At 69.6% G+C, this 7,950-nt stretch carries 7 protein-coding genes; 1 reads left to right on the top strand and 6 read right to left on the bottom strand.

Features of this window, described 5'->3' with window-relative positions; genetic code table 11:
• Positions 1-94 precede the first annotated feature (94 nt).
• The 4 genes from NOCJ54_RS23300 to glf are packed head-to-tail and all read right to left on the bottom strand — an operon-like array spanning position 95 to position 4,968.
• Positions 95-871: an ABC transporter ATP-binding protein gene (locus tag NOCJ54_RS23300; protein WP_036516345.1), complete on the bottom strand. Its 777-nt coding sequence runs from the start codon at positions 869-871 to the stop codon at positions 95-97.
• Positions 871-1,776: an ABC transporter permease gene (locus NOCJ54_RS0101285; RefSeq protein ID WP_028654004.1), complete on the bottom strand. Its 906-nt coding sequence runs from the start codon at positions 1,774-1,776 to the stop codon at positions 871-873. Before NOCJ54_RS0101285 ends, NOCJ54_RS23300 begins: the two co-directional genes overlap by 1 nt.
• Positions 1,769-3,778 carry a glycosyltransferase gene (locus NOCJ54_RS0101280; RefSeq protein ID WP_028654003.1) on the bottom strand — a complete coding sequence of 670 codons (2,010 nt, stop codon included), beginning with the start codon at positions 3,776-3,778 and terminating at the stop codon, positions 1,769-1,771. The genes NOCJ54_RS0101285 and NOCJ54_RS0101280 overlap by 8 nt, the downstream gene beginning before the upstream one ends.
• Positions 3,775-4,968 carry a UDP-galactopyranose mutase gene (gene glf / locus NOCJ54_RS0101275; protein ID WP_028654002.1) on the bottom strand — a complete coding sequence of 398 codons (1,194 nt, stop codon included), beginning with the start codon at positions 4,966-4,968 and terminating at the stop codon, positions 3,775-3,777. The genes NOCJ54_RS0101280 and glf overlap by 4 nt, the downstream gene beginning before the upstream one ends.
• 86 nt (positions 4,969-5,054) lie before the next feature.
• Here glf and NOCJ54_RS0101270 point away from each other — a divergent pair, with 86 nt between their 5' ends.
• The gene (locus NOCJ54_RS0101270; protein ID WP_145724523.1) at positions 5,055-6,215 is read left to right on the top strand and encodes a phosphatase PAP2 family protein; all 1,161 of its coding nucleotides are present in this window, start codon (positions 5,055-5,057) and stop codon (positions 6,213-6,215) included.
• Here the strand turns inward: NOCJ54_RS0101270 and NOCJ54_RS28825 are convergent.
• Complete coding sequence (locus NOCJ54_RS28825) at positions 6,124-7,023, bottom strand: glycosyltransferase family 2 protein (protein WP_084254849.1); 900 nt, start codon at positions 7,021-7,023, stop codon at positions 6,124-6,126. The genes NOCJ54_RS0101270 and NOCJ54_RS28825 overlap by 92 nt on opposite strands.
• A complete protein-coding gene (locus NOCJ54_RS0101260) occupies positions 7,020-7,928 on the bottom strand; it encodes a glycosyltransferase family 2 protein (RefSeq protein ID WP_232221645.1) in 909 nt (302 codons plus the stop codon). Before NOCJ54_RS0101260 ends, NOCJ54_RS28825 begins: the two co-directional genes overlap by 4 nt.
• Positions 7,929-7,950: the final 22 nt, after the last annotated feature.

Here is a 7,950-nt window from a genome sequence, read left to right as displayed (position 1 = left end):
GGCGCCCGCCGCGCCAGCGGCGTCGAGGGCAAGTGCGGGCCGAGCTTGCGAGGCCTGCGCGCAGCCCTCGACAGGCGACACGCTCGCGCAAGACTCAGATGTCGTTGCCGATCTCGGCGTCGGAGAGGTCGTTCTGGGCGTCGTCGGGAGCGTCGTACTTCAGGTAGTGGATGGCGTCCTTGGGGGCGCCGTCGAAGCCGAGGCGGCCCTTCTCCAGCACCAGGACGCGGCTGCACATGCGCTCGACGGAGGCCGGCGAGTGGCTGACGTAGACGAGGGTGCGGCCGGAGTCGCGGATCTCCATCATCCGCTTCATGCACTTGGCACGGAACGGCTTGTCCCCGACGGCGAGGACCTCGTCGGCGAGGAAGATGTCGGAGTCGACGTGGATGGCGACCGCGAAGCCCAGGCGGGCCTTCTGGCCGGACGAGTAGTGGCCGACGGGGGCCTCGAGGGTGCGGCCGAGGTCGGCGAACTCGACGATGTCGTCGTACTTCCGCTTCAGCTCGCGCTCGCTCATGCCGAGGATGGCGGCGTTGAGGACGAGGTTCTCCGTGCCGCTGAGCTGGGGGTGGAAGCCGGCGCCGGTGGCGATGAGGCCCGCGATGCGGCCGCGGGTCAGCAGGGTGCCCTTGTCGGGGCGCATGACGCCGTTGATCATCTTGAGCAGGGTGCTCTTGCCGGAGCCGTTGAGACCCATGAGGCCGATCGACTCGCCCTCCTCGATCGTGAACGAGACGTCCTCGATCGCGTTGAACTTGTCGCTCGTCTTGTGACCGCGCACCTTGGCCACCGTGACCTCCTTGAAGGTCCGGTGGTAGCGCAGCGTGAACTCCTTGGTGATGTTCTCCGCGACGATCGAGGTAACCATCAGAGGCGCTCCGGGATCTTGTTCTCCAGCCGGCTGAAGACCCACTGCGAGATGCCGAGGAGCAGCACGCAGGCCAGCAGCGCCAGGCCGCCGTGGAGGAGCAGGTTGTCCGGCATGACCACGTGGCCCTTGGCCTCGAGGCGGGTGAGGTCGCCGTCGGTGAGGGTGGGGTACCAGAAGGCACGCTGGAAGAGGATGACCGCGTCGGCGAGCGGGTTGAGCAGGTAGTAGTCGGCGAACCGGCCGAACCGCTCCTCCACGATCGCGTAGGGGTACATCATCGGGACGCCGAAGCGCACGAAGTTCGTCAGGACGTTGACGATGTTGCCGAAGTCGCGGAAGAAGACGTTGGCGGCGCTGAACATGAGCGCGCCGGAGAGCCCGACCGCGGCGATGATCAGCAGCGACAGCACCAGGCAGGCCAGGCCCAGCGGGTCGGGCGACCAGCCGCTGGCCAGGCAGGCGACGACGAGGACGACGACCTGCGGGCCCACGTGGTAGAGCGAGACCAGCATCGTGGCGACGGGGAACATCTCGCGGGGCACGGCCATCTTCACCACCAGCGCTTTGTTGCGCATGATGGACCGGGTCCCGGCGGCGAAGGTCTCGTTGAAGAAGTGGACGAGGATCAGCGCCGCGAACAGGTGGATCGGGAAGTTCGGGACGTCCTTGTGGAGCTGGAACAGGAACCCGATGACGAACCAGTAGATGAAGAACTGGGTCAGCGGGTTGATGTAGGACCACAGCAGGCCGAGGAACGAGCCCTGGTAGCGGGCGCTGATCTCGCGCTTGACCAGCAGCTTGAGGACGTACCGCTGCCGGAAGACGGCGAACAGCCCGCTCGGCGGCGACGGCGAGCGGAGCGGGACGTCCTCACGGGCGGTGGTGGTCGCGACCTCAGCCATCGGCCTTGCCCTCGGTCCAGGGCGCGAAGGTCTTCTCCCACGCCTCCGGCGAGGTGATCTCGTCCAGCGCGTCGCGGTACTGCTGCGCGAGCTGCGGCCACTCGCGGGCGAAGCGCACGTGCAGGTCGACGGACCGCTTGAGCAGGTCGCGGTACTTCTCGGGGTCGCGGCGGTAGAGCGCGGCGGAGGTGCCGTCGTTCATCGACACGATCGCGGAGTCGAAGCCGGCGAGCCGGTACCACTTGGCGTCGATCGCGGGGATCACGGCCTCGGGGTTGGTCCGCGACAGCGGGCGCGGCCGCCTGAGCTGGCGCAGCGGAGCGAGGCCGGCGCTGATGAGCTGCGACTTGCGGCTGGGGACCTGGGTGAGGTCCTTCTTCAGCGGCTTCTCCATCCGCGGCGGCGGCAGCGCGTCCACGTCGGTGACCAGCTGGGCGTCCGAGAACTCCTTGCGGGTGGCGTTCACCTCGGCGAGCCGGGTCGGCAGCATCTCGTGGAGCGCCTGCGGGCCGCGCAGCACGTCCTCCATCGCCTGCAGGCGCAGCTCCGCGGTGGAGTACTGCATCGCGACGAGGTGGGCGACCTGGTTGTTGAACAGCTCGCGCAGCACGCGGCCACCGCGCGGGAAGGTCGAGTGCAGCAGCGCCGCGACGAGCCGGTTGCGCAGGTGGAAGTAGGACTGCCAGTCGAGCGCGTCGTTCTTGTCGGTCCACGGCACGTGCCACACGGCAGCCCCGGGGAAGGTGACCGTCGGGAAGCCGTGGGCGCGGGCGCGCAGGCCGTACTCGGCGTCGTCCCACTTGATGAACAGCGGCAGGGACAGGCCGATCCGGTCGATGACCTCGCGCGGGATCAGGCAGGAGAACCAGCCGTTGAAGTCGACGTCCACGCGCTTGTGCAGCCAGCGGGCGGAGCGGATGTTGCGGCGGGAGAAGTCCCACTGCTGGTAGCCGTCCTCCGGCGTCTTCCACCAGAAGCGCCACGGGTGGACGACCTCGCCGAAGCTGTGCAGCCGCGAGCGGGCGTAGAGGTTGAACATGTGGCCGCCGACGATCGTGGGCCGCCGGGCGAGGTCGCCGAAGGTGACCTGGCGGATGATGCCCTCGGGCTCGCAAACGACGTCGTCGTCCATGAGCAGCGTGTACGTCGCGGTGCCCTTGCGCAGCGACTCGAGCTGGCCACGGGCGTAGCCCCCGGAGCCGCCGAGGTTGCCCTGCTTGACGATGCGGAGCTTGTCACCGAGCGCCTCCACCGCCTGCGGGAACGCCTCGGCGTCCTCCACCAGCTGCGTGCCCTGCTCCATCACGAAGACGGTGTCGAGGTACGGCGTGAGGTCCTCGTCGCCGAGCTGGACGAGCAGCTCGGAGCAGAACTCCGGGCGGTTCATCGTGGTGATGGCGAGGTCGACGGTGCCGTGCTGGGCACGGTCGGCCGGGACCTCCGCGGTCCACTCGGCCGAGACGACGACCGGCTGGTCGCCGGCCTGGACGTCGTACCAGTACCAGCCGCCGTCGATGAACGGCTTGAGGGTGAGGTCGAACTCGAAGGTCTCCGGACCCTCGCTGGTGGACTCGACGGCCTCGACGCGCTGGCTGTTGCCGTTGGCGAGGGACTTGTTGACCACGACGGTCGCGCCGGCGCCCTCGACGGTCACGGCGAGGCGGACCTGGTCGACGACCGTCCAGCGGCGCCAGTAGCTGGCCGGGAAGGCGTTGAAGTAGGAGCCGAGGCTGATCGTCTGGTCGGCGTCGACGCGCAGGCGGGTGCGGTCGAGGACCTGGTCGACGCGCAGCCGGTCGCTGGCGCCGTTGGCCTGACGGATCTTGGTGTTGTTGAGCTCACGGGCGGCGCGGCTGCCGCCGACGACGTACTTGTCCTCGTCGAGGTCCTGGTCGGCCAGGTCGACGTAGAGCGCGAACACGTCGGGGTCGCGGTCGATCGGCAGGATCTGGCGCTGGAGCAGGCGGCGCACGGTGCCGCCCGTGGTCGGGGCCTGGCTCATGCGTCCACCCCGCCGCTCTTGAGCTCCGCGCCGTCGGCGAAGTGCGGCTTGAGCTTGTTGTCGTACATGGACAGCGCGGAGGCGATCGCCATGTGCATGTCGAGGTACTTGTAGGTGCCGAGGCGGCCGCCGAAGAGCACCATCGGCTCGCGCTCGGCCAGGTCGCGGTACTTCAGCAGCTTCTCGCGGTCCTCGGCGGTGTTGACCGGGTAGTACGGCTCGTCGGTCTCCTCGGCGAAGCGGCTGTACTCGCGGACGATGACCGTCCTGCCCTCGGGGTAGGACCGCTCCGGGTGGAAGTGCTTGAACTCGTGGATCCGGGTGAACGGCACGTCCGGGTCGGGGTAGTTCATCACCGAGCAGCCCTGGAAGTCGTCGACCTCGAGGACCTCGGGCTCGAGGTCGACCGTGCGCCACGACAGGCGGCCCTCGCAGTTGCCGAAGTACTCGTCGACCGGCCCGGTGTAGACGATCGGGACCTTGCCCTTGTAGCGCTCGGCGATGCCGTCGGCGAGGAAGTCGGTCTCGAGGACCACCTCGATGTTCGGGTGGTCGGCCATCCTCGCCAGCCACGCGGCGTACCCGTCGACGGGCAGGCCCTCGTACTTGTCGTTGAAGTAGCGGTTGTCGTAGGTGTAGCGCACCGGGAGCCGCGAGATGATGTCGGCCGACAGCTTCTCCGGCTCGGTCTGCCACTGCTTGGCGGTGTAGTGCGCGATGAACGCCTCGTAGAGCGGGCGGCCGATGAGCGAGATGCCCTTCTCGACGAAGTTCTCCGGCTCCTTGTCGCCCAGCTCGCTGGCCTGCTCCTTGATCAGCGCACGCGCCTCGGCGGGGCTGTAGGCGGCGTCGAAGAACTGGTTGATCGTGCCGAGGTTGATCGGCAGCGGGTAGACCTGCCCGTCGTGGGTGCTGTAGACGCGGTGCTGGTAGCCGGTGAAGGCGGTGAACCGGTTGACGTACTCCCAGACCCGCTCGTTGCTCGTGTGGAACAGGTGGGCGCCGTACTTGTGCACCTCGATCCCGGTCTCGGGCTCCGGCTCGCTGTAGGCGTTGCCGCCCAGGTGGGAGCGCCGCTCGATGACGAGCACCTTCAGCCCGAGGTCGGCGGCACAGCGCTCGGCGATGGTCAGGCCGAAGAAGCCGGAGCCGACGACGACGAGGTCGGGGTTCGACGCAGGGAGGGTCACGGAGGGTGAGTTTACGGACGTGAGCGCTGCCGGACACATCTGGCGCGCGTGCACGCGCGGAGGAACGTGACCAATATCCTGTTCTGGTGAAAGACCACCAGACCACGCGACGGACGGCTCCCACGTTCGCACTGGCGTGGGCGGCGGGCCTGGGCCTGGCGGTGCTGACCGTCGTGTTCTCGCTGGTCGAGGACATCCCGATCCGGGACCCCGACAACGTCCTGCCCGGGTACATCCGCTTCCCGGCCATCGTCCTGGGCGCCATCGCGCTGGACGTCGTGCCGCGCACGCTGCTGGCCGCAGGCCGCCCCGGCGGCGGCTGGCTGCGCCGCCTGGGGAGCACCGGCCGGACCGTGGTGCGGGAGCGCTGGCCGCTGGCGCACTGGAAGTTCGCGCTCAACGGCGTGATCGCCTGGTACCTCTGCTACGCCGCCTTCCGCAACGTCAAGAGCATGGCGCCGTTCGTCCACGAGAAGATCTACGACGCCCCGCTGTCCGACATCGACCGGTTCCTCTTCGCCGGCCACGACCCGGCAGCGACCCTGCACGCGTGGTTCGGCACCGGGATCGCCGCGCACGTCCTGTCCGCGGTCTACATCATCTGGATCGCGCTGGTGCCGGTGTCGATCGCGATCGCACTGGTCTGGACCAGGCACACGCGGGCCGGCGAGTGGTTCGTCACCGCGGTGGCCGTCGACTGGGCCCTGGGCGCGGTGCTCTACGTCCTGCTGCCGACCGTCGGCCCGATCTACTCCGACCCGCGCACCTTCGCCTCGCTGCCGAGCACCCACGTCAGCCAGCTCCAGGAGAGCCTGTGGACCGACCGCGTGGCGGTGATGGCCGACCCGGTCGCCGCCGGCACCCTGCAGACGGTCGCCGCGTTCGCGTCCCTGCACGTCGGGATCATGGTGACCATCTGCCTGGTGGTCGAGCTGGTCCGCCTGCCGCGCTGGGTGCGGGTCTCGTCGTGGGTGTTCCTCGCCCTGACCTGCGTCTCGACGGTCTACTTCGGCTGGCACTTCGTGGTCGACGTCCTCGGCGGCTTCGCGCTCGGTGCGGCCGCGGTGTGGATCGCCGGCATGGCGACCGGCAACCGGATCGGCTGGCGGGCGCGGCTGGTGCCCGAGCGGGTCGAGGAGCCGGCGGGTGAGCCGGTCAGCGTGACGGCGGAGTCCGCATCCCCCGGGCATCCCGGAGCGCTCGCGTCACGTTCCGCGCCTCTGCCCGACCACCCCGCAGGGGACTGAGCGCGACGACGACGAGCGCGACCAGCCACGGCTTGAGGCGCACCAGCACGTTCTCGCCGTACCGGAAGTGCACCGCGAACAGGTTGCGGTACATGTAGTAGCCCTTCCACCCGGCCAGGTCGTGCTGCTGGTCGAAGGAGAGCTGGCGGACGAGGACCGCGTCGCGGACGGCGCGGATCGGGAAGCCGGCGCGGCGGGCGCGGATGGCGAAGTCCACGTCGTCGTAGAAGATGAAGTACGACGGGTCGGGCAACCCGATCCGGTCGACCACCTCGCGGCGGACCAGGAAGCCCTCGAAGGCCACGTTCTCGACCTCGACCGTCGGCGGCATCTCGGCGCGAGTCGCCCAGGTCGAGTCGACGCTGGCCGTCTTCGGACGGATCGCGAGCGGGTTGCGCAGGTCGAAGCGCACCGCGGCCTTCTCCACCAGCGCGCCGGTGAGGTCCTCGCGGACTGCGACCAGGCAGGAACCGTCGGCCTCGAGCAGCCGGGTGAGGCAGTCGGGGGCCGGGACGACGTCGTCGTCCATCAGCCACATGACGTCGTAGCCCTTCTCGTGCGCCGTCCGGAGCCCGAGGTGGAAGCCGCCCGCGCCGCCGAGGTTCTCGGTGGTGTGGATCGCGACCAGGCCCGGCAGGGTGCTGCGGTCGAGGACCTCACGGGTGTGGTCGGTGCTGGCGTTGTTGACGACGAACACCGCGTCGGGGGCGCGCTCCAGCGCGGCCAGGCCGGCGAGCATGCGCTCGAGCAGGTCGGCCCGGTTGAAGGTCACGACGACGACCGCGACCTGCTCCTGCGCCCGGGTCATCGCAGGTACCTCCGGTGGCCGGTGAAGTCACCACGCAGGCCGGCGAGCGCGGCGCGGGCGCTCAGCGGGATCCGCGCCGGCTGCGGCCTGGTGAACAGGTAGAACCACACCGTCTTCAGCCAGAACAGCAGCACGTGCACCCAGCCGCGGTAGGCGCGCAGGTTGAGCGTGTTGTTGCGGGCCATGCAGTAGTGCTTGAGGTCGCTGGGCGTGTGGTTGTACGTCGTGCGCCCGAGCATCATCGGCGTGCCGAGGTCGTCGGTGGCCGGGTGCAGGAAGTGGGCGTCGACGACCGTGGCGATGCGGGCACCGGCCCGCTCGGCGCGCCACAGGTACTCCACGTCGTCGCCCCAGATGAAGAACTCCTCGCGGGGCAGCCCGATCCGCTCGACGAGCTCGCGGGTGACCAGCACGCCGTTGAACGGGATCACCACGCCCTCGATGAGGCCGTCGCGCGCGGCAGCCTCGACGGACGCCATCTCGTGCACGACGCGGGTGCTGCCGGGCAGCCGGATCGGGAAGCACAACCGGCCCGGGTCCTGCTCCGACAGCACGGCGGGACCGCAGAACTCGAGGCCGTCGCGCTCGACGCGGTCGAGCAGCAGCTCGAGGCAGTCGGGCTCGGGCAGCCCGTCGTCGTCCATCAACCAGACCAGGTCGGCGCCCTCGCGCACGGCCCAGCCGAGGCCGTGGTGGAAGCCACCCGCGCCGCCGGTGTTCGTCGGCAGCGTCTCGTGGCGCACCAGGTCCTCGCCGAGCCCGGCGAGCCACTCCCCCGTGCCGTCGGTGGAGGCGTTGTCGACGACGAGGATTTGCTCGAGGCCGGGCGTCGCCAGCAGCCTCGGGACCAGCCGCTGCAGCATCGCCAACCTGTTGAAGGTCACCACGACTGCCTGCACGCGCACGGCGGTCACCCTACTGGCCGGG

This window comes from Nocardioides sp. J54, from assembly GCF_000519005.1.
GTDB lineage: Bacteria > Actinomycetota > Actinomycetes > Propionibacteriales > Nocardioidaceae > Nocardioides.
Note: the sequence above shows the minus strand (reverse complement) of the source record. Positions and strands in the feature narration are given on the sequence as shown.

What these genes read in the sequence shown, in the direction of transcription:
- NOCJ54_RS23300 (WP_036516345.1), bottom strand. Translation starts at nt 871, where the DNA reads ATGGTTACCTCGATCGTCGCGGAGAACATCACCAAGGAGTTCACGCTG.
- NOCJ54_RS0101285 (WP_028654004.1), bottom strand. Translation starts at nt 1,776, where the DNA reads ATGGCTGAGGTCGCGACCACCACCGCCCGTGAGGACGTCCCGCTCCGC.
- NOCJ54_RS0101280 (WP_028654003.1), bottom strand. Translation starts at nt 3,778, where the DNA reads ATGAGCCAGGCCCCGACCACGGGCGGCACCGTGCGCCGCCTGCTCCAG.
- NOCJ54_RS28825 (WP_084254849.1), bottom strand. Translation starts at nt 7,023, where the DNA reads ATGACCCGGGCGCAGGAGCAGGTCGCGGTCGTCGTCGTGACCTTCAAC.